The sequence below is a fragment of the Streptomyces piniterrae genome, assembly GCF_005048155.1.
GTDB classification, from domain to species: domain Bacteria; phylum Actinomycetota; class Actinomycetes; order Streptomycetales; family Streptomycetaceae; genus Streptomyces; species Streptomyces piniterrae.
The window spans coordinates 70,508-91,480 of the sequence record NZ_SUMB01000019.1; the positions used below are offsets into that span (position 1 = coordinate 70,508).

General features: G+C 71.6%; 12 protein-coding genes. 2 read left to right on the forward strand and 10 right to left on the reverse strand.

The annotated features are described in order from the left end of the window. Positions 1-162: 162 nt before the first annotated feature. Positions 163-3,036 (reverse strand): vitamin B12-dependent ribonucleotide reductase, encoded by a 2,874-nt coding sequence (locus tag FCH28_RS36560; RefSeq protein ID WP_136744738.1) that lies wholly within the window; start codon positions 3,034-3,036, stop codon positions 163-165. Positions 3,037-3,157: 121 nt separating this feature from the next. After that, positions 3,158-3,709: a transcriptional regulator NrdR gene (gene nrdR, locus FCH28_RS36565; RefSeq protein WP_136744739.1), complete on the reverse strand. Its 552-nt coding sequence runs from the start codon at positions 3,707-3,709 to the stop codon at positions 3,158-3,160. 606 nt (positions 3,710-4,315) lie between these two features. On the opposite strand from nrdR, the gene lexA reads away from it, so the two are divergent. Next, positions 4,316-5,116 (forward strand): transcriptional repressor LexA, encoded by an 801-nt coding sequence (gene lexA, locus FCH28_RS36570; protein WP_136744740.1) that lies wholly within the window; start codon positions 4,316-4,318, stop codon positions 5,114-5,116. 90 nt (positions 5,117-5,206) lie between these two features. On the opposite strand, the gene FCH28_RS36575 is transcribed toward lexA, so the two are convergent. The 5 genes from FCH28_RS36575 to FCH28_RS36595 all read right to left on the reverse strand — a co-directional run bounded on the left by FCH28_RS36575 (position 5,207) and on the right by FCH28_RS36595 (position 13,427). Next, positions 5,207-7,189, reverse strand: a complete 1,983-nt coding sequence (locus tag FCH28_RS36575) for an ATP-dependent DNA helicase (RefSeq protein WP_136744741.1) — start codon at positions 7,187-7,189, stop codon at positions 5,207-5,209. 42 nt (positions 7,190-7,231) lie between these two features. After that, entirely contained in the window at positions 7,232-8,998 is a 1,767-nt protein-coding gene (locus tag FCH28_RS36580; RefSeq protein WP_136744742.1) for an IucA/IucC family protein, read from the reverse strand. 170 nt (positions 8,999-9,168) lie between these two features. After that, positions 9,169-9,945, reverse strand: a complete 777-nt coding sequence (locus FCH28_RS36585; RefSeq protein WP_246103496.1) for a GNAT family N-acetyltransferase — start codon at positions 9,943-9,945, stop codon at positions 9,169-9,171. A gap of 117 nt (positions 9,946-10,062) precedes the next feature. After that, positions 10,063-12,036, reverse strand: coding sequence for an IucA/IucC family protein (locus tag FCH28_RS36590; RefSeq protein ID WP_136744743.1), 1,974 nt, complete (start codon positions 12,034-12,036; stop codon positions 10,063-10,065). Continuing rightward, a complete protein-coding gene (locus tag FCH28_RS36595) occupies positions 12,033-13,427 on the reverse strand; it encodes a diaminobutyrate--2-oxoglutarate transaminase family protein (protein WP_136744744.1) in 1,395 nt (464 codons plus the stop codon). Before FCH28_RS36595 ends, FCH28_RS36590 begins: the two co-directional genes overlap by 4 nt. 278 nt (positions 13,428-13,705) lie before the next feature. Between FCH28_RS36595 and FCH28_RS36600 the strand changes: the two genes are divergently transcribed. After that, a complete protein-coding gene (locus tag FCH28_RS36600) occupies positions 13,706-14,890 on the forward strand; it encodes a trypsin-like serine peptidase (protein WP_136744745.1) in 1,185 nt (394 codons plus the stop codon). A 189-nt stretch (positions 14,891-15,079) separates the two neighbouring features. On the opposite strand, the gene hflX is transcribed toward FCH28_RS36600, so the two are convergent. From hflX to FCH28_RS36615, 3 genes are all read right to left on the reverse strand, one after another. Beyond that, a complete protein-coding gene (gene hflX / locus FCH28_RS36605) occupies positions 15,080-16,582 on the reverse strand; it encodes a GTPase HflX (RefSeq protein ID WP_136744746.1) in 1,503 nt (500 codons plus the stop codon). 153 nt (positions 16,583-16,735) lie between these two features. Next, positions 16,736-18,460: a M1 family metallopeptidase gene (locus FCH28_RS36610; protein ID WP_136744747.1), complete on the reverse strand. Its 1,725-nt coding sequence runs from the start codon at positions 18,458-18,460 to the stop codon at positions 16,736-16,738. A 176-nt stretch (positions 18,461-18,636) separates the two neighbouring features. Beyond that, positions 18,637-20,877: a RelA/SpoT family protein gene (locus FCH28_RS36615; protein ID WP_136744748.1), complete on the reverse strand. Its 2,241-nt coding sequence runs from the start codon at positions 20,875-20,877 to the stop codon at positions 18,637-18,639. Positions 20,878-20,973: the final 96 nt, after the last annotated feature.

Sequence of the window (20,973 nt, forward strand, 5' to 3'; positions counted from 1 at the left end):
GCCGATACGGCAACACCGATACGGCAACACCGATACGGCAACACCGATACGGCAACGCCGATACGGCGGCGCGGGGCCACACACGCCGAAGCGGGGACCGGCATACCGCCGATCCCCGCTTCACCTGGCCTCTCAGCCAGGCACGGCGCTTACGCGCTTACCTCAGCTGCAGCCGCTGGTCGAGCCGCAGCCCTCGCACAGGTAGCAGCTGCCGGCCCGCTGCATCTTCGTGCCGCAGGAGAAGCAGAGCGGCGCGTCGGCGTTGATGCCCAGCTGCATCTCGACCAGTTCGGCGTTGGTGTGCGCCTGCTTCGGGGCCGGAGCGGCGGTCTCCTCGACCACCTTGGCCGCCGGAGCGGACTTCGGCGCCTCCAGCTGGCGCGGCGCCGACTGGGCCAGGCCCTCCACGTCGACCTCGTCGTCGGTCGGCTCGTACGAACCGGTCTCCAGGTGGCGCTGGCGCTCCTCGACGGAGTGGATGCCGAGCGCGGAGCGGGTCTCGAAGGGCAGGAAGTCCAGCGCCAGGCGACGGAAGATGTAGTCGACGATCGACTGCGCCATCCGCACGTCGGGGTCGTCCGTCATACCCGCCGGCTCGAAGCGCATGTTGGTGAACTTCGAGACGTAGGTCTCCAGCGGCACGCCGTACTGGAGGCCCACCGACACCGCGATGGAGAAGGCGTCCATCATGCCCGCGAGGGTCGAGCCCTGCTTGGACATCTTGAGGAAGACCTCACCGAGACCGTCGTCCGGGTAGGAGTTGGCGGTCATGTAGCCCTCGGCGCCGCCGACCGTGAAGGAGGTGGTGATGCCGGGACGGCCCTTGGGGAGGCGCTTGCGCACCGGGCGGTACTCGACGACCTTCTCGACCGGCGCCTCGACCTCGACCTTCTCCTCCTCCTTCTTCTTGGCGGAGAGGGGCTGGCCGACCTTGCAGTTGTCGCGGTAGATCGCGAGCGCCTTCAGGCCGAGCTTCCAGCCCTGGAAGTAGACGTCCTCGATCTCCTCGACGGTGGCCGTCTCCGGGACGTTGACCGTCTTGGAGATCGCACCGGAGAGGAAGGGCTGCGCCGCGGCCATCATGCGGACGTGGCCCATCGGGGAGATGGAGCGCTCGCCCATGGCGCAGTCGAAGACCTCGTAGTGCGCCGGCTTGAGGCCGGGGGCGTCGACGACGTTGCCGTGGTCGGCGATGTGGGCGACGATCGCCTCGACCTGCTCGGGCTGGTAGCCGAGCCGCTTGAGCGCCTTGGGGACCGTGTTGTTCACGATCTGCATGGAGCCGCCGCCGACGAGCTTCTTGAACTTGACCAGGGCCAGGTCCGGCTCGACGCCCGTGGTGTCGCAGTCCATCATCAGGCCGATGGTGCCGGTGGGGGCCAGCACCGACGCCTGGGCGTTGCGGAACCCGTTCTTCTCGCCGAGGCGGATGACGTCCTGCCACGCCTCCGTCGCCGCGGCCCAGACCGGGGTGTCCAGGTCGTCCATGCGCTTGGCGGTGCCGTTGGCGTCGGCGTGCTGCTTCATGACGCGCTTGTGGGCGTCCGCGTTACGGGCGTAGCCGTCGTACGGGCCGACGACCGCGGCCAGTTCGGCGGAGCGCTTGTACGAGGTGCCGGTCATCAGGGAGGTGATGGCACCGGCCAGCGCGCGGCCGCCGTCGGAGTCGTAGGCGTGCCCGGTGGCCATCAGCAGGGCGCCGAGGTTGGCGTAGCCGATGCCCAGCTGGCGGAAGGCGCGGGTGGTCTCGCCGATCTTCTCGGTGGGGAAGTCGGCGAAGCAGATGGAGATGTCCATCGCGGTGATGACCAGCTCGACGACCTTGGCGAAGCGCGCCGCGTCGAACGACTGGTTGCCCTGGTCGTCGTCGCGCAGGAACTTCAGGAGGTTGAGCGAGGCGAGGTTGCACGAGGAGTTGTCCAGGTGCATGTACTCGCTGCAGGGGTTGGACGCGGTGATCCGGCCCGACTCCGGCGAGGTGTGCCAGTGGTTGATGGTGTCGTCGTACTGGATGCCGGGGTCGGCGCACGCCCACGCGGCCTCCGCCATCTTGCGGAACAGCCCCTTGGCGTCGACCTCCTCGATGACCTCACCGGTCATCCGGCCGCGCAGCCCGAACTTCGAGCCGGCCTCGACGGCCTTCATGAACTCGTCGTTGACCCGGACCGAGTTGTTGGCGTTCTGGTACTGGACGGACGTGATGTCGTCGCCGCCCAGGTCCATGTCGAAGCCCGCGTCACGCAGCGCGCGGATCTTCTCCTCCTCCTTCACCTTGGTCTCGATGAAGGCCTCGACGTCCGGGTGGTCGACGTCCAGGACGACCATCTTGGCCGCGCGGCGGGTGGCGCCGCCCGACTTGATGGTGCCGGCCGACGCGTCGGCGCCGCGCATGAAGGAGACCGGTCCCGAGGCGTTGCCGCCGGAGGAGAGCAGTTCCTTGGAGGAGCGGATACGGGAGAGGTTCAGGCCGGCGCCGGAGCCGCCCTTGAAGATCATCCCCTCTTCCTTGTACCAGTCCAGGATCGACTCCATCGAGTCGTCCACGGAGAGGATGAAGCAGGCGCTGACCTGCTGCGGCTGCGCGGTCCCGACGTTGAACCACACCGGGGAGTTGAAGCTGAAGACCTGGTGCAGCAGCGCGTACGCCAGCTCGTGCTCGAAGATCTCGGCGTCCGCCGGGGAGGCGAAGTACGCGTGGTCCTCGCCGGCCTTGCGGTACGTCTTGACCACACGATCGATGAGCTGCTTGAGGCTCGCCTCACGGGTCGGCGAACCCACCGCGCCGCGGAAGTACTTGCTCGTGACGATGTTGACCGCGTTCACCGACCAGAAGTCGGGGAACTCGACGCCACGCTGCTCGAAGTTGACCGAGCCGTCGCGCCAGTTGGTCATGACGACGTCACGGCGCGCCCACTCCACCTCGTCGTACGGGTGCACGCCGGGGGTGGTGTGGATGCGCTCGATACGCAGACCCTTGCTCGCCTTGCTGCCCTTGGCGCGGGAGCCTCGTGCCGGGCCGCTCGTCGTCTCTGTCATTCCGCCTCCCTGTATACGGGCAAACGCCCATATGTGCGCACGCATTCCGTGGCACGGTGTATGTCTTTCTGAAGCCGGGGCGCCTGCTCTAGCCCCGGCCAGGTCCTGGACGCGCGCCGACTCAGTCGGCGGCCGTGGCGGGCACGGGGACGGGGGCGGCCGGACCGCCGGCTTCCCCCTCGGTGCCGCTGCCCTGCGCGGACTGCCCTTGCTCGCGCCGGCCCCGCTCACGCTGCTCCCGCAGCTCGGCGATGGCCGCCTCGAAGTCCTCGAGCGAGTCGAAGGCCCGGTACACGGACGCGAAACGCAGGTACGCGACGAGGTCGAGCTCCTGCAGCGGGCCCAGTATGGCGAGCCCGACGTCATGGGTGGACAACTCGGCGCTGCCGGTGGCGCGCACCGCCTCCTCGACCCGCTGGCCGAGCTTGGCGAGGGCGTCCTCGGTGACCGGGCGGCCCTGGCACGCCTTGCGCACTCCGGCGATGACCTTGTTGCGGCTGAAGGGCTCGGTGACCCCGCTCCGCTTGATCACCATCAGCGACGCCGTCTCGATGGTCGTGAAACGGCGGGCGCAGTCGGGACACTGGCGGCGCCGGCGGATCGCCGTCCCGTCGTCGGTCGTACGGCTGTCGACGACCCGGCTGTCTGGGTGCCTGCAGAAGGGGCAGTGCATGGCTCCACCCTCCTCACCCTCGCTATACGGACGTACGTACGCCACCGTTCCCGGCGTACGACGAATAACCTCCGCCGGTCCGTATGGGCCCTTCGGAGCAGCCACAAGCATAGGCGATCCCGGGGGCCTTGAAGGACCAGGCACCACAACTTGTAGGTGGCCGAACGCATCTAAGCACTAGATATGGTGTCGGGCCGCTTACATCCGCCTACCGCGTGTCGCGGCGGAGGCGGGCCGGGAGGTCGCCCAAGAGAGTACGGGACGCCACCCGGGCGGCCGGGCGCAGGGGCGGTGATGACAGAATCGACCACGGTGCGGCGACCGGCCACCGTGACCGGTTCCCATCGGGCGGCGCGGTCGACGATCCGGCCGGCGCTCCGGCGGGGAAACGCGGCGGGAAACGCGGCGGGAAGCGCTGCGGGCGACACTGCGGGGAGAACTCGGGCGAAAGCGTACCGCGAAGCTCGAATGGCCATTCGCTATACACCCACCCACTTGATCGGGTCAGCCAATCAGCGAATTTTTCACTCGAACGTGTGTTTGGCGCAACCTTTCGAAAGCAACTACCGTTGGCTAACTAGGGAGAACATTTCGAGAGGGGCCGACGTGACCACCACCGCAGACAGCGCGACCATCACCGCACAAAGCCACTCCCCGAGCCGATTCGAGCAACCTCAAACGGCACGGAGCACGCCGATGGACGATGCCACGTTGGACTCCGAAGAGCAGAAGCCCGCACGCGCCCTGCCAGGCCGGCCGCCAGGAATCCGGGCCGACAGCTCGGGGCTCACCGACCGCCAGCGCAGGGTGATCGAAGTGATCCGGGATTCGGTCCAGCGGCGTGGCTACCCGCCGTCGATGCGGGAGATCGGCCAGGCCGTCGGGCTGTCCAGCACCTCCTCCGTCGCCCACCAGCTCATGGCTCTGGAACGCAAGGGCTTCCTGCGGCGCGACCCGCACCGCCCCCGCGCCTACGAGGTCCGCGGCTCCGACCAGACCAGCAGCGTGACCACGGAGACCGCCGGCAAGCCCGCCGCCTCCTACGTCCCGCTCGTCGGCCGGATCGCCGCCGGCGGCCCGATCCTCGCCGAGGAATCCGTCGAGGACGTCTTCCCGCTCCCCCGCCAGCTCGTCGGCGACGGTGAGCTGTTCGTGCTGAAGGTCGTCGGCGACTCCATGATCGAAGCCGCGATCTGCGACGGCGACTGGGTCACCGTCCGCCGCCAGCCCGTCGCCGAGAACGGCGACATCGTCGCCGCCATGCTCGACGGCGAGGCCACCGTCAAGCGCTTCAAGCGCGAGGACGGCCATGTGTGGCTGCTGCCGCACAACGCGTCGTACCAGCCGATCCCCGGCGACGAGGCGACCATCCTCGGCAAGGTGGTCGCGGTACTGCGCAGGGTCTGAACCGGCCCGCAAAGACCGAGCCCCGGAACCACTGCGCCGGTTCCGGGGCTCTGTGCTGTGCGACGAAGCCGCACGGCACAGAGCCCCCGCCTATGCCTCAGCCGCTTTCGCTGCCGCGTCGATCGCTGCCAGCGACTTGCGGACCTGGTTGCGGTCCGTCGTGTACCAGAAGTCCGGCATCGACTTGCGCAGGAAAGAGCCGTAGCGGGCGCGCTCCACCCTCGGGTCCAGGACCGCGACCACGCCGCGGTCACCGGTGGCACGCACCAGACGGCCCGCCCCCTGGGCCATCAGCAGGGCCGCATGCGTCGCGGCGACCGCCATGAAGCCATTGCCGCCGGCCTCCTCCACGGCCTTCTGCCGGGCGCTCATCAGTGGATCGTCCGGACGCGGGAACGGCACCCGGTCCATCACCACCAGCTGGCAGTTCACGCCCGGGACATCGACGCCCTGCCAGAGCGACAGGGTGCCGAAGAGGCATGTCCGGGCGTCCTCCGCGAAAGTGCGGATCAGCTCGCCCAGCGTCTCCTCGCCCTGGAGGAGGATCGGCATGTCCAGGCGGCCGCGCAGCTGCTCGGCGGCGGCCTGGGCGGCGCGCATGGAGGAGAACAGGCCGAGGGTGCGGCCGCCCGCCGCCTCGATCAGCTCGGCGAGTTCGTCGAGCATGTCGGTACGGCTGCCCTCACGCCCCGGCTGCGCGAGGTGCTTGGCGACGTAGAGGATCCCCTGCTTCGAGTAGTCGAAGGGCGAGCCGACATCGAGGCCCTTCCAAGGGGGACTCGTGACCCCACCGGCCTCGCTTTCGGTGCCCTCGGGAGCCAGACCCAGCGAAGCCCCCACGCCGTTGAAGTCGCCGCCGAGCTTGAGGGTGGCGGAGGTGAGGACCACGGAGCGGTCCTCGAACAGCTTCTCCCGGAGGAGGCCGGAGACCGAGAGCGGGGCCACCCGGAGCGAGGCGCCGAAGCGGTCGTGCCGCTCGTACCAGACCACGTCGAACTCGGAGCCGTTGGCGATGCGCTCGGCGACGGCATGGACGTTCTCCACCGAGGCGAGGGCCTGCTTGCGGACGGCGTCCTCGTCCTGGACGGACTTGTCGCGGGTCGAGCCGAGCGCGGAGATGACCGTACGGGCCGCGTCGCGCAGCGCCATCAGGCAGTAGCCGAGGTCCTCGGGGATCTCTTCCAGGCGGCCCGGCAGCGCCAGCTCCATCAGTCGCTCGAAGGTCTCGGCGGCGGTCTGGAGCTGGTCAGCGGCCTTTTCGTTGACGAGCTTGGCGGCCCGGCGCACGGCACGGTTGACCTGGCCGGGGGTGAGCTCACCCGTGGCGACGCCGGTGACCCGGGAGACCAGCTCATGGGCCTCGTCGATGATCAGGACCTCATGCTGCGGCAGCACCGGTGCGCCCTCGATGGCGTCGATCGCCAGCAGCGCGTGGTTGGTGACGACGACATCGGCGAGTTTGGCGCGCTCCCTGGCGGCCTCGGCGAAGCACTCCGCCCCGTAGGCGCACTTCGACGCGCCCAGGCACTCCCGCGAGGAGACCGAGACCTGGCCCCAGGCGCGGTCGGAGACACCGGGGGTGAGCGCGTCACGGTCGCCGGTCTCCGTCTCGTCCGCCCAGTCGCGCAGCCGCAGCAGGTCCTTGCCGAGCTTGCTGGTGGGCGTCGCCTGCTCGAACGGGTCGAAGAGCCCGTCCTCCTCTTCCTGCGGGACGCCTTCGTGCAGGCGGTGCAGGCAGAGGTAATTGGAGCGGCCCTTGAGCATGGCGAACTCGGGGCGGCGGCGCAGCAGCGGGTGCAGCGCCTCGACCGTGCGGGGCAGGTCGCGCTCGACGAGCTGGCGCTGCAGCGCCAGGGTGGCCGTGGCGACGACGACTCTCTCGCCGTGGGCCAGCGCGGGCACCAGATAGCCGAGGGACTTTCCGGTGCCGGTGCCGGCCTGCACGAGCAGATGGGACTGGTCGTCCACGGCCTCGGCGACGGCCTCGGCCATCGCCACCTGGCCGGGGCGCTCGGTGCCGCCGACGGCGGTGACGGCGGCATGGAGCAGATCGGGGAGGGAGGGCTTTGTCATAGCGCTGCAAGCCTACGCGGGACCACTGACAGCCGGGCCGGATCACAGGGCGTGCAGCGGATTGGCCACGGTGCCGTGCACCGCCGCGTGCGGGCGGTCGCGGCGGTCCCGGTAGCCGTCGACATGCAGACGGTTACGGTTCAGACACAGCCGCTCGATACGCGGGGTGAGCAGGTCGAAGGTCTCGTGGCGTTCCTTGAGGCCCGGGAAGCGCTCGTGGTTGCGCACGATCTCCGCGCGGACGAGTGACCAGAACTCGCTCTCGGGAATGCCGAGTTGGTCCTCGCACAGCGGCGCGAGATAGCGGAAGACGCCGACGAACAGCCCGGAGTGGATGAACTGGGTGAGGAACGCGGGCGGTTCGGTCAGCAGCACCGCCCGGACGTCGTCCGGCATGGAGTCGTGTTCCGGCAGCGGCTGCGAGGTGGTGTTGACGTCGTCGACGAAGTCCTTGACCGCGAGGCGGGTGGGGATGTCGTGCTCGTCGAAGACGACGATGGCGTTCTCGCCGTGCGGGGAGAAGACCGTGCCGTACTGGTAGAGGAAGTGCAGCAGGGGCGGAAGCAGGGCGGCGAAGAGACGGCGGAGCCAGGCCTGGGGCGCCAGGCCGGAGCGGTGCACCAGCTCCGCGGTGAGGGCGCGGCCGTGGGGGTCGGTCTGGAGCAGCGAGGCGAGGGTGCGGGCGCGTTCGCCGGGGTCCAGATGGCGGCTGACCGGCTCCCGCCAGATGCAGCCGAGGAGTTCCTTGAACTGGTACGGGACGCCGGGCAGCCGGTCGTAGAGGGGGTGCTCGACGGTGACGGAGGCGGTCTCGCCGAGCAGGATCACCCGGGTCTCGTCGCGCAGAAACGTGTCGTCGTCGCGTAGGCCGTGCACCCAGCGGGTGACAGCGGGGGCGGCGAGGGTGCGCTCGGTGGGCAGGCCGCGCCAGACCAGGGTGTTGAGGATGGACAGCGGCAGCTTGACCGTACGGGCCTGCGGGCGGCTGATGTTGAGGAAGGTGCGGATCGACTGCTGCGGCAGCCTGAGGTCGTTGTCAGTGGGCAGCGCGATGATGGATCTGTCGGCGAGCTGCGGCGCGAAGAGCGGGGCGATGGTCTCGTCCCACTGCCAGGGGTGCACGGGGAGGTAGAGGTAGTCGGCGGGGTCGCGGCCCTCGTCGGAGATGGCGCGGTCGAAGGCGGCGCGGGTGGCGGGGGTGAGTTCCTCGCCGTAGAGGCGATCGGGGGTGGCGAGGCTGGGGACGCCGCGATAGTGGGCGAGCGCGTGGTGTGCGGCGAGCCAGGGCAGCCGCTGGGGTGTGCGGGCTTCCGGGGCCCAGTGCGCCGCGTCGGTGGCGGAGAAGCCGAGCCGGCCCTTGTTCGCGACGAGCCAGGGGTGGCCGGTCTGGTGGCCTTCCAGGTCGGCGTAGTCCAGGTCGGCGAGGTCGGCCGCGCTGACGGCGGTGGCGTCGAGGCGGGTGTCGGCGGCGAGGGTGGCGGTCAGCTCGCGGATGAGGTGTCCGGTGGTGTCGCCCGACAGGCCCAGCACGGTGTCGTGGGCATGGGTGAGGAAGCGCAGGGGGTCGCTGTCGGGGGTGATGGACTCGGGGTCGACACGCCAGTGCCCGTAGGCGCCTCGGCGGGCGTGGAAGCGGTAGACGAGGGCGTCGCCGACGGGCAGGCGGTAGCGCGGGGTGCCGTCGGGGGCGGTGCCATCGGGCTCGGGGGTGAGGATTTCCTCGTACGCGAACTCCGCCAGGGTCTTGGCGAACAGTCGGCGCGCGGCGTGCTGCCAGGCGCTGTGCGGGAGCTGGGGCGCTGGAGACAAGGCGGGACTCCTCGGAGCGGACGGGCCCGGCACATGCGGGGGACAACCGGGACGACGGGATGGGTGGTTTGTCGGGGGTGGGGCGGGGGTGGGGGCGGAGGCCCCGGGGGGGGAAGCACTGGGGATGCGGGCCACAACGCCGCCGGGGCCGTCGTCGGACGGCCCCGGGGTCAGAGCAGGTGGCGGTGCGCGCGGTCGCGGATCATCAGGGCCGCGCGTTTGTCCGGCAGCTCGATCTCGTCGGCGTAGCGGAACCCCGCGCCCAGGAACGCGGCGACGGAGGGGGTGTTGCGCAGATCGGGCTCGGCGACGACGCGTCCGCAGCCGGGCCGGTGGTCCAGCACGAGATCGGCGGTGGCGCGCAGCAGCGCCGTGCCCAGGCCGCGCCCGCGGTCGCCGGCGCCGCCGATCAGGAGGTGCACACCGGTGTCCTGGGGCCGCGCCCTGTAGTAAGAGCCCACGGGGTCCAGGTCGGCGCGGTAGATCTCCCAGTAGCTCATCGGGACGCCGGCCAGCACCCCGAGGCAGGGCACGCTGCGCCCGTCACCGTCGAGCTGGGTGCGCAGATGGGCGGCGGTGGTCTCGGGCGGCCCCGCCAGCTCCCAGAAGGCCGCGACCGCCGGATCGTTCATCCAGCGGGCGATTCGCGCCAGATCGCGGTCCAGCCGGACGGGCACGAGCGCGAACGGCCCGGCGGAGGTGTCGGCGGGCGGCCAGTCCGCCGGGTCGCCGAGCAGCGGGCCCTCGGCCGGAGCGCGATCGGGCCACGGAGCGCGATCGGGCCCCGAGGCGCGGTCGGGTGCCGGGGCCTGCCCCGTCTCCCGACCCTCCCCGGCGGACAACATCGCTGATTCCCAAGGGAGTTGCCGTTCGAGGGTGGATTCCGAGCTGGGGCCGAGGTCGGAGTCGGTGGATGGCACGGCGACGCTCTCCTCTCGTGGCCGCATGACGCGTGGCCTTGTGGGTCGCGGGGCTGCGGGGTCGGGAGCCGGCTGGGGGTGAGGGCGGATGCGGGGCGGGAACCGGGGCGGCGAACGGCGCCCGCCGCCCCGGTCCGGACGGGCCTACGTGGCGAGCGGATTGGCCACGGTGACGTACACGGACTGGGTGTCGACCGGGCCGACGAGTTCGTCGAGGCCGTGCAGCCGGGTCGCGAGATTGGCCTTGCAGCGCAGCGTGCGGGCGGCCAGCAGCTGCTCCGGCAGGTTCGAGCGATGGGCGGCGGGGGCGGTGGCGGCGTCGGCCAGGAAGCGCCGGAAGGCGGCGAGCAGGATCTCCTCGCGGACCAGCCGCTGCGCGCCGAAGGCACCGATCAGGCCGAGGACGTTGTTGATACCCAGGTAGTACGCCAGCCGCTCGTCGGTGACGTCGTCGGCGACGAAGGTGTCGCTGGTCGCGCCGATGCCGGGCAGCCGCCGCTCCAGTTCGGCGCGCCGGGACGCGCGGAAGTAGTAGCCCTGGTTGTCGCGGTAGCGGCCGCCGGCCGGCCAGCCGTCCAGGTCCAGCAGCACGAGGGTGTTCTGCTGGTGGGCTTCCAGGGCGACGCCCGCGGTGCCGTCCAGCCAGAGGACGGGCCGTACGACGGCTTCGAGATAGCGCAGGAACCACTCGGTGGCGACGGCACCGGCCGAGCGCCCCGTACGGGCGCTGAGCGCGGCGACGAGCCGGGCGAGCCGGGAGCTCATCCCCGTCTGGCCGGGCCAGGGCCGTGGCGAGGTCAGCCCGGCGATGCAGACGGCGTCGTCGGCGGGCCCGAAGGGGTTGTGGCGGATGACGACGTCGAGCCCCTGGACGGGCGCGCCGTCGGCGTCGTCGACGGCGAGATAGGCCGGGTCGCGGACGATGTCGAAGCCCGGCTGCCCCGGGAAGGCGGCCTGCCACTGCTCGGCGAGGCCGGTGCGCAGCAGCCGGTGGACCTCGACGCCGCGCTCCAGTTCCTTGCGGAGGTTCTCCCGGCGGGAGTTGGTGATGCGCAGGCCGAGGGAGAGTTTGAGCATGGCTTCCGCGTCGGGGCGGTAGACCGTGCGGACGGAGGAGGTGGGGTGCCACAGGGGGCCGCGGGGGCCGAGGTCGTGCAGCAGACCGGCGTCGCGGAGCGCGGCGACGTCCGGGCGGTCGGCGAGTTCCCTGGCCTGCCAGGGGTGCAGCGGCAACGGCACGGTCTCGTCGGGGAGTCGGAGGGTGCCCCCGGCGAGTTCGGCGGCGAGCTGCTCGGCGGGAACGGGCTTGCCGCGTTCGGTCCAGGCGGAGTCGGTGGCGAGGGCGGAGCGGTGCACGGCCATCCAGTGGAGCGGGAAGGCGCCGCGCAGTTCGGGCGAGTAGGCGTGGGTCTCGGCGTCGGTGAGGCCCTGGCGGCTCTTGGGGGTGGGGTGCAGGGGGTGGCCCAGGAGGAGGGACTGTTCGGCTTCGAGGAAAAGCGCGCCCTGGTTGTCGGCGGGGTGGGCGCGCCGGTCGGCGATGAAGAGGGAGGTGCTGCGGACGGAGTCGGCGACCCGGCCGACCATCCAGGCTCCGTCGGCGTCCGATGCCGGACGGGGCGTGTCCTGCGGTGCCCGGCGCTCGGCTCCGTGTGCGGCCTCCCGGCGCAGCAGCGCGGCCAGGGTGACGGCGTCCAGCGGGGCGGCGCCCACCGGGGTGCCCTCCAGGGTGGGGGCGCCGAAGCGGTGCCAGCCGGTGGGCGACCAGTAGCGGACGGGGATGTGCAGGGCGCTCGCGCTGGCGTGGAGCGGGATGCGCAGCCGGCCGCCGGCCGGGCGGTGGGTGCCGCTTTCGCGGATCCAGCAGCGCAGCAGGTTCTCGACGCCCGCGGCGTCGGCGGCGGCCGCCGGATCCGGGTGGTCCAGGGGGTCGCCGTCGTCGGGTTGGGGGCGGTCGAACGGGGCGGGCGCGGCCGGGGCCGTGGCCGCCGGGGGCTGGCGCCTGTCGTCGGGGGCGCGCCGCTGCTGGCGCGGTACGGCTGGCTCGATCGTCTCCGCGCCCTGGTGGGCGGGGAGTCGCTCGGCGGCCTGGGTCCCGTCGGAGCCGGGGCGTTCGTTCATGGGGAGGTGCCTCGCATGGTCGTTGGGGACGAGCCCGTCGGGCCGGGGGTGGTGCGGACCGCCGCGGCGATGGCGTCGGCAAGGCGGTCGAGGACCGCGTCCGCCTGTTCGTCGGTGATGGTCAGGGGTGGCAGCAGGCGGACGACGGCGGCGTGCCGGCCACCAAGTTCGACGATCAGTCCGCGGTCCAGGCAGGCGCGCTGGACGGCGGCGGCGAGTGCGGGGGCGGCGGGCCGGGCGCCGGTGGCGTCGGCGTCGGCCTCCGGGTCGACCAGTTCGAGCCCGAGCATCAGTCCGCGGCCCCGGACGTCGCCGATGCAGTCGTGGGCGGTGGCGAGTCCGCTGAGCCGGGCGAGCATCCGGGCGCCGAGCTCCCCGGCCCGCTGCGCCAGCCCGTTCTCCCGTACGTAGGCGAGGGTGGCCCGGCCGGCGGCCATGGCGAGCTGGTTGCCGCGGAAGGTGCCGGCGTGCGCGCCGGGCCGCCAGGCGTCCAGCTCCTCGTGGTAGACGATCACCGCGAGCGGCAGGCTGCCGCCGATCGCCTTCGACAGCACGATGACATCGGGCACGATCCCGCTGTGCTCGACCGCCCAGAAGGTGCCGGTGCGGCCGACGCCGGTCTGCACCTCGTCCACGATCAGCGGGATCCGCCGGGCGGCGGTGATCTCCCGCATGCGCCGCAGCCAGTCGTCCGGGGCGGGGATCACGCCGCCCTCCCCCTGGACCGGTTCGAGAATCATCCCGGCGGGCCGCGGCACCCCGCTCTTCTCGTCGTCGAGCAGGTTCTCCGTCCAGCGGGCGGCGAGTTCGGCACCGCGCTCGCCGCCGGTCCCGAACGGGCAGCGGTAGTCGTACGGGTAGGGCAGCCGGGTCACACCGCTGTGCCGGGCTCCTCCGGATGCGGCGAGCGCGTCCGCCGTCATGCCGTGGTACGCGCCGGAGAAGGCCATCAGGCCGTCCCGTCCGGTCGCGGTGCGGACGAGTTTGAACGCGGCCTCGACCGCGTCCGTGCCGGCCGGTCCGCAGAACTGGACGCGCGCGTTTTCCGCCAACTTTCCGGGCAGTGTGGCGAAGAGCTCGGTGGTGAAGGCGTCCTTGACGGGCGTCGCGAGGTCGAGGATGTGCAGTGGCGCGCCGGAGTCCAGGACGGTCCGGATCGCTTCGAGCACCACGGGGTGGTTGTGCCCGAGCGCCAACGTGCCCGCGCCGGAAAGGCAGTCGAGATAGCGCCGGCCGTCGGCGCCCTCGATGGTCAGCCCGCGGGCGCGCACCGGGACGATGGGCAGCGAGCGCGCGTACGTACGGGCGGCGGACTCACGCAGGGACTGCCGCCGCAGGATCCCCTCGTGGGCCGACGGCACGGCCGCCGGCACGGTATCGGTCAACGCCACGGCAGTTGTGTCCTCCTGCTGGTGTGAATACCGGGCCGGCCGCTGCGGCGGGCCGGCTGTCCCCCGTACGTACCAACGACGCCGCCGACGGAGGATCACGGTTGCCGGCAAGATCCCTGCGGGCGTGGGAACCGGGGACCCGAGTACCGCCGTCCCCACCGGCACCGGCATAGTGGGGTCTTGCGCTTCGGATCTTGGCGTTCATGACAAGTGTCAGAGCGCGCAGGTACGCCCGAGCCACACAAGCTCAGATCGAATTAACCAGGGGGAGCTCACCCATGCGATCCATACGTCGGCCAGTCGTGGCCGCGGCCGCCCTCACCGCGGTGCTGTCGCTGACACTCACCGCGTGCGGGCCGGACAGCGGCGACGCGGACGCCAAGCCGACCCAGGCGGCCGACACCACGGGCGGGGGTGACATCCAGATCCCCAAGGACATCCAGGACAAGCTCAAGGAACACGGCTTCGACCTGGACAAGTGGAAGAACGGCGAGTGGAAGAACTGGTCCAAGGACAAGTGGCTCCGCGAGGCCGGGGAGTTCATCAACCCGATCATCAAGGACTTCTGGAACCCGGACAAGATCGACAAGATCAAGCCGCCGAAGGACCCCAGCAAGCCTGAGGACATCTCCCAGGACCAGGGCAAGACCGACCCGGAGCCCGCGGCCGTCGCGGCCCAGCCGGTCAAGACGCCCTACACCTCGACCGCTCCCGGCGTCGGGCTGCTGGCGTTCAGCACCCCCGAGGGCGAATCGCGCTGTTCCGCCACGGTCGTCAAGGACCCGGCGCACCCCGGCAAGTCCAACCTCGTGTGGACCGCCGCGCACTGTGTGCACGCCGGCAAGAACGGCGGCTGGTACCGCAACATGATGTTCGTGCCGAACTTCAACCGGACCGGTCAGCCCGCCAGCAAGATGAAGACCACGCCGTTCGAGGACCGGGTGCCGTCCGGCAAGTGGTGGGCGGACGACATGGCCACCTCCAGCGAGTGGATCAAGGACGGCGGCGCCGTTCCCGGCGTGCCGATGGCTCCGTACGACTTCGCGCTGATGCACGTCAAGCCGGAGACGGACAACGGCGGTAAGTCGCTGGAGGAGATCGCCGGCGGTGCGTACGAGGTCGAGTTCAACGCTCCGGCGATGAACAAGATCCCGAGCCTGACCGCTCAGGGCTACCCGGCGGAGGCGCCGTTCGACGGTGCCATCCAGAACCAGTGCACCGACAAGCCGACCCGTCTGACGACGAACGCCAAGATGCCGACCATGTACCGGATCGGCTGCACCATGACCGGTGGCTCCTCCGGTGGCCCCTGGTTCGCCAAGGGCGAGGACGGCAAGCCGGTGCTGGTCTCGAACATGTCGATGGGGCCGCGTCCGGCCAAGTGGGCGGCCGGCCCGCACCTGGGCGCCGAGGCCAAGTCGATCTTCGACAACATGAGCAAGAAGTGGGCGGCCAAGGGCTGACGCCGCGCCGCGGGCGGTGCCGTACGCCGGTGCCGCTCGCATCGCCCACCTGCGCGATATGACGCGCAAGACATGACGTGGGCCCGCCCCCGGGAGACCGGGAGCGGGCCCACGTCTTTGCCTGGAACCGCAACCATCAATCGAGCAACCCCCGCGGCGGACAACCCCGTCCGCGAGAGCGGCGCCGGTTCAGGCGCAAAGATGCGCCTGGAACTCGGCGGCCAGCTCGGCGTGCACCCGCGCCTTGAGGACCGTGCCGTCCGCGGTGTGCTCCTCGGAGATGACCTCGCCCTCGGCATGCGCCCGCGAGACCAGGGCGCCCTGGGTGTAGGGCACCAGTGCCTCGATCTCCACCTGGGGGCGCGGCAGTTCCGCGTCGAGCAGTTCGAGCAGCTCCGCCATGCCCTGCCCGGTACGGGCCGAGACGGCGAGGGCGTGCTTCTCCTGGCGCAGCAGGCGCTGGAGCACCAGCGGATCGGCGGCGTCGGCCTTGTTGACGACCACGATCTCGGGCACGTCCGTCGCGCCCACGTCGCGGATCACCTCGCGCACCGCGGCCAACTGCTCCTCCGGCACCGGATGCGAGCCGTCGACCACATGCAGGATGAGATCGGAGTCGCCGACCTCCTCCATCGTGGAGCGGAACGCCTCGACGAGGTGGTGCGGCAGATGCCGGACGAATCCGACGGTGTCGGCGAGGGTGTAGAGCCGCCCGCTGGGCGTCTCGGCCCGCCGGACGGTCGGGTCCAGGGTGGCGAACAGGGCGTTCTCCACCAGGACACCGGCTCCGGTGAGCCGGTTGAGCAGGGAGGACTTGCCGGCGTTGGTGTAGCCGGCGATGGCGACCGAGGGGACCTTGTTGCGCCGGCGTTCCTGGCGCTTGATGTCCCGGCCGGTTTTCATCTCCGCGATCTCCCGGCGCATCTTCGCCATCTTCTCGCGGATCCGCCGCCGGTCCGTCTCGATCTTGGTCTCACCGGGGCCACGGGTGGCCATACCGCCGCCCGCGGAGCCGGAGCCACCGCCACCCATCTGCCGGGACAGCGACTGGCCCCAGCCTCGGAGCCTGGGCAGCATGTACTGCATCTGCGCCAGGGAGACCTGCGCCTTGCCCTCCCGGGACTTGGCGTGCTGGGCGAAGATGTCGAGGATCAGAGCGGTCCGGTCGACCACCTTGACCTTGACGACGTCCTCCAGGTGGATCAGCTGGCCCGGGGAGAGCTCACCGTCGCACACCACGGTGTCCGCCCCGGACTCCAGCACGACGTCGCGCAGCTCCAGGGCCTTGCCGGAGCCGATGTAGGTGGCCGGGTCGGGCTTGTCGCGGCGCTGGATGACGCCGTCGAGCACCATGGCGCCGGCGGTCTCGGCCAGCGCGGCGAGCTCGGCGAGGGAGTTCTCCGCGTCGAGCACCGTCCCGGTGGTCCAGACGCCGACGAGCACCACCCGCTCCAGGCGGAGCTGCCGGTACTCGACCTCGGTGACGTCTTCGAGCTCGGTGGACAGGCCCGCGACACGGCGCAGCGCCGCCCGCTCCGAGCGGTCGTACTGGTCGCCGTCACGCTCCCCGTCGATCTCGTGGCTCCAGGCGACGTCCTCTTCCATCAGGGCGTTGGCCCGAAAGCCTTCGGGGAGGCGCTGCCGGTCCTGCGAAAGGGAACGGTCCTGCGGAAGGGAAGAAGAGGAGGTCATTTGATCCTTTGTCTCGTCGGGAAGTCCGCGGGGCCGAGGGCCCCGCCGGGACTGTCGGTGGTGCCGCGGCTTTCGGTGATGTCAACGTCCGAGCCGCGCCGGAGATTCCCGGGGCGTCCGTCGGCGTCGACCTGTCGATGGTCGCACGGCCCGTCAACGGGCGTCACGCGGGTTTTCCTGGGGCTGCGGCTCGGCGCCCCCCTTGGGCTCGGCGCTCCCCTTGGGCTTCCCGCCGCCCTTCGGCTTCGCCTCTCCCTTCGGCTTCGCCCCCTCCTTGGACTTTCCGCCCTCCTTCGGCTTCGCTTCCCCCTTCGGCTTCGCTTCCCCCTTCGGTGTAGCGGCTCCCTTCGGTGTACCGGCTCCCTTGGCCTTCCATTCGGGGTGGCCCGGCATCGGCGGGGTCTTCGCCCCGTACAGCCAGCCGTGCAGGAAGCCGGACAGGTCCTGGTCGGCTTCCTGCGAGGCCATCGCGATGAAGTCGCGGGTGCCGGCCACACCGTCGCGGTGCCGGGTCACCCAGGCCCGTTCCAGTCGGTCGAAGGCGCCCTTGCCGATCTTCTGCCGCAGGGCGTACAGGACCAGCGCGCCGCCGTCGTAGACGATCGGCCGGAAGATGCTGATCTTCTTGCCGGGGCTGGGCTGCTGGGGCGTCGCGGGCGGGCCGCCGTCCGCGCGCCAGCGGTCCGACGACTCGTACGCCTGGCGCAGCCGCGCCTCCAGGCTGGTCTGGCCGCCGCTCTTCTCCTGGGAGTAGAGGGCCTCGTACCAGGTGGCGTGGGCCTCGTTCAGCCAGAGGTCGGACCAGCGGCGCGGGCTGACGCTGTCGCCGAACCACTGGTGGGCCAGTTCGTGCACCATCACGGACTCGATGTACCAGGAGGGCAGCCGGTTGGTGGTGAACAGGCCCTTCTCGAAGAGCGAGAGGGTCTGTGTCTCCAGCTCGAAGCCGGTGTTGGCGTCCGCGATCAGCGCCCCGTACGTCTCGAAGGGGAAGCGGCCGATCTTGCGCTCCAGCCAGGCCATCTGGCCCGGCGTCTTGGCGAGCCAGGGCTCCAGGACCTTGCGGTCGGCGGTCGGGACGACGTCGCGCAGCGGCAGCCCGTGCGGCCCGCGGCGGCGCACCACACTGGACTTCCCGATGGACACCTGCGCCAGCTCGGTGGCCATGGGGTGCGCGGTCCGGTACGTCCAGACGCGCCGCGCGCCCTCCTCGCGGCGCCCCACGAGCATGCCGTTGGCGACCGCCGTCAGTGCCCGGGGCGCGCTGACACGGAAGGTGAAGAACGCCTTGTCGGAGGGGTGGTCGCTACAGGGGAAGACGCGGTGCGCGGCATCGGCCTGGTTGGCCATCGCCAGCCCGTCGACGGTACGGATCCAGCCGCCGTCGCCCTTGGCGTCCGGGTCGCTGGTGTGCCGGATGACGATCTGGAGCTGCTGCCCCGCCAGGATCGGGAGCATCGGGGTGACCACCAGGTCCTCGCCGTGCTGGGCGTGCTCGGCCGGCAGGCCGCCGACCTCCACGGACTGGACGGTGCCGCGGGCGAAGTCGAGGTTGAGGTGGTCGAGGAGGCTGGTGGCCTCGGCGTTGATCTCGGTGACGGCGCTCATCGGCCGGTCGTTGCGGCCGCCGTAGTCCAGGGACACGTCGTAGGACAGGACGTCGTAGCCGGGGTTGCCGAGGGCCGGGAAGAGGCGGTCGCCGATGCCGAGCGGCCCCGGGGACGGAGGCGCGGCCGCGCCGAGCGTGGTGAGGGCCGCGAGCCCCAGGGCGACGGCGCGGCGGGCTGCCCGCGACGGGGTCCGGCGGGGTGGGTCGCCGGGCAGGGCGCGGGTGGCGCGGTCGGGTTCGCGGGACGGGCGGCGCAAGGGAAGCGACATGGGTTACCGCTATCAGCGCGGCCCGCTCCCCCGCGGGTGGCGCGGCATTACGGCACTCGAACGGGCGGTGGTTCGTACGTCCGGCTTACAGGCCGGGGACCAGCGCCCGCGCCGTCCTCCCAGGGCCCGTCCGACGGGTCGGGGCGCGGGTCCGGCCATGCCCCTTGGGACAGGCCCTAGGGGCGCAGCGCCGCGGCCTGTCTCGCCCGGCCGGCCCGCAACACGTCGAAGACGCCCGGAACTTGGCGCATCGCGCGCATCAAGGACGGCAGCCCGCCGGCATCGGGCAGTTGCAGCGTGTAGGTGTGCCGCACCCGCTGCTCGTGCGGGGGCTCGACGGCGGCCGACACCACGGCGGCGCCCTGGGTGGCGATCACCTCGGTGAGGTCGGCCAGCAGATGGGGCCTGCTGAAGGCCTCGGCGAGCAGCGTCACCCGGCAGCCGTGGCCGCTTCTGCCGGTGCCCCGCCAGCGCACCCCGACCGGCTGCCGGCCGGTCGCCGCCATCCGCGCGACCACGGGGCACAGGGCGCGGTGCACGGTGACCGTGCCGCCCCTCACGGCGAAGCCGGTGACGCTGTCCGGCGGCACCGGAGTGCAGCAGCCCGCCAGCCGGACCGCGGCGCCCGGCAGATCCGCCACCGCGAGGACGGAGGCCGGGGTGACCTGCGGCGGGTCGGGCTCGGTCGCGGCGGCGGGCGGTCCGGCCGGTGCCTCCCCGTGCCCGGCGGGCGGACCGCCGGCCGCCGGCTGCTCCGAGAGCCGACGGGAGATGGCGAGCCGGGCGGCCGGCGTGCGGGCGTGGTCGAGCCACTCCGGGGAGGGCCCGGTCGCCGGGTCCGGGGACATCAGCAGATGCAGGCTGTCACCGTCGTGCAGGACGGTGGAGAGCGTCGCGAGGCGGCCGTTGACCCGGGCGCCGATGCAGCAGTGCGCCGCCTCGCCGTGCCGCGCGTACGCGGCGTCCACACAACTCGCCCCTTCCGGCAGCCCGATGGTGCCCCCGGTGGCGCCGGCCGAGCCGCCGGTGACGGCTCCGGACCGGCCGTCGGGACCGTCCGGCAGCCCGTCGGCACAGAACACGGTGATCTCCCGGTCCTGCGCGAGATCGTCCCGCAGCGACGTCCAGAACGTGTCCGGATCGGGGGTCGTCCGCTGCCACTCCAGCAGCCGCGAGAGCCATCCGGGACGGGTCGGGTCGGCCCGCTCCCCTTCGGGTGCGTCGGATTCTTGGGGGCTCGACGCCCCGGTGCACGGTGCGTACGGATTGCCCAGCGCGATCACCCCGGCCTCCGCGACCCGGTGCATCTGGTGCGTACGGATCAGCGTCTCGGCGATCTCCCCGGACTCGCCGGTGACCGCGGTGTGCAGCGACTGGTACAGGTTGAACTTGGGCGACGCGATGAAGTCCTTGAACTCGGAGATCACCGGGGTGAAGCAGGTGTGCAGCTCGCCGAGGACCGCGTAGCAGTCGGCGTCCTCCGCGACGAGGATCAGCAGCCGCCCCAGGTCCGCGCCGGTCACCTCACCGCGCCCCAGCAGGACCCGGTGCACGGACACCAAGTGCCGTGGGACGACCCGCACTTCGGCGTCGATGCCGGCTTCGTGGAGGGTGCCGCGCACCCGGTCGGCGATGGCCGCCAGCGGATCGGGCTGCGGCCTGCCGGTGCCGGCGTGCTCCCGTACGAGGCGGCTGGTGGTGGCGTACTCGTCCGGGTGCAGGATCGCGAAGACCAGGTCCTCCAGTTCGCTCTTCAGCGCCTGGACGCCGAGGCGTTCGGCGAGCGGGATCAGCACGTCCCGGGTCACCTTGGCGATCCGGGCCTGTTTCTCGGGGCGCATCACGCCCAGGGTGCGCATGTTGTGCAGCCGGTCGGCGAGCTTGATGGACATCACCCGGACGTCGTTGCCGGTGGCGACCAGCATCTTGCGGAAGGTCTCCGGCTCGGCGGCCGCGCCGTAGTCGACCTTCTCCAGCTTCGTCACGCCGTCGACGAGATAGCAGACCTCGGCGCCGAACTCGGCCCGGACCTGATCGAGCGTCACCTCCGTGTCCTCGACCGTGTCGTGCAGCAGGGAGGCGGTCAACGTCGTGGTCTCCGCGCCCAGTTCGGCGAGGATCAGGGTCACCGCGAGCGGATGCGTGATGTACGGCTCGCCGCTCTTGCGCATCTGGCCGCGGTGCGAGGACTCCGCCAGGACGTAGGCCTTGCTCAGGATGTCCAGATCGGCGTCGGGATGGTGGCCGCGATGCACCTTGGCGACGTGTTCCAGGGCGTCCGGGAGGCCGTCGCGGGGGGCCGGGCCGAGCAGCGCGGCGCGCCCGATCCGACGCAGCCCCCGGAGCTCCAGTCGGGGGCGGCCGCGCTTGCGGCCCGCTGCTTCAGGGTTACCAGGGTTTGTGGCCTCTGCGCTCATGGGCACCTCCGGCAGCGTCGACCGGCGGTGGGACGCCGTCAGTCGGACGTCCCGGCCGGTGCTTGATGCTATCGAGCCCATCACGCAGCGCTGTCC